Source organism: Vibrio sp. 2130-1 (assembly GCF_033339515.1).
The window spans coordinates 1-545 of sequence record NZ_JAWOUT010000620.1; the positions used below are offsets into that span (position 1 = coordinate 1).

1 protein-coding gene and 1 pseudogene are annotated in these 545 nt (G+C 43.1%); one reads left to right on the forward strand and one right to left on the reverse strand.

Annotation, left to right across the window (positions count from 1 at the left end; all coding sequences use genetic code 11):
* Positions 1 to 100: pseudogene (locus R7Q09_RS27745) on the forward strand (outer membrane protein assembly factor BamE); the annotation flags it as partial.
* 100 nt (positions 101 to 200) lie between these two features.
* Here the strand turns inward: R7Q09_RS27745 and R7Q09_RS27750 are convergent.
* Positions 201 to 545: RnfH family protein (locus R7Q09_RS27750; RefSeq protein WP_318144161.1), on the reverse strand; the 345-nt coding region annotated here is incomplete at its 5' end.

Here is a 545-nt window from a genome sequence, read left to right on the forward strand (position 1 = left end):
ACAGAAAGATCTTGTCGTAAACTTTAATGACCAAGGAACGCTGGCCGATATCAGCGGTGACTTCCCGAAAAGTGACGCGTTTTACGAACAGATCCAATAAACCAATCCTTTCATTACATCGATTGGCATCATAAAACCTTTATGCAAAAAAACCTCCCACTTGGGAGGTTTTTTACCATCTAAAATATTGCTTATTCTGCTTACTTGCGCAGAGCATTTGGCTTGCCACCAGTCACTGGATCGGCATTCCCAGCCGCTTTTGCTTGCTCTGCTCGCTTACGACGAATCTCTTTTGGATCTGCCAATAAAGGGCGATAGATTTCAATGCGGTCTTTATCACGTACGGTCGCGTCTAGTTTTACATTACGACTAAACACACCTACTTTGTTTTTCGCTAAATCAATTTCTGGATACAATTCCAAGACACCCGACTGACGAATGATCTCTTCAACCGTCGCGTGGTTATTCACAACTAAGTTAAACACGCGTTGCTCATGAGGCAATGCATACACGACCTCAACGTGAATCATGTCTGACTCAATACT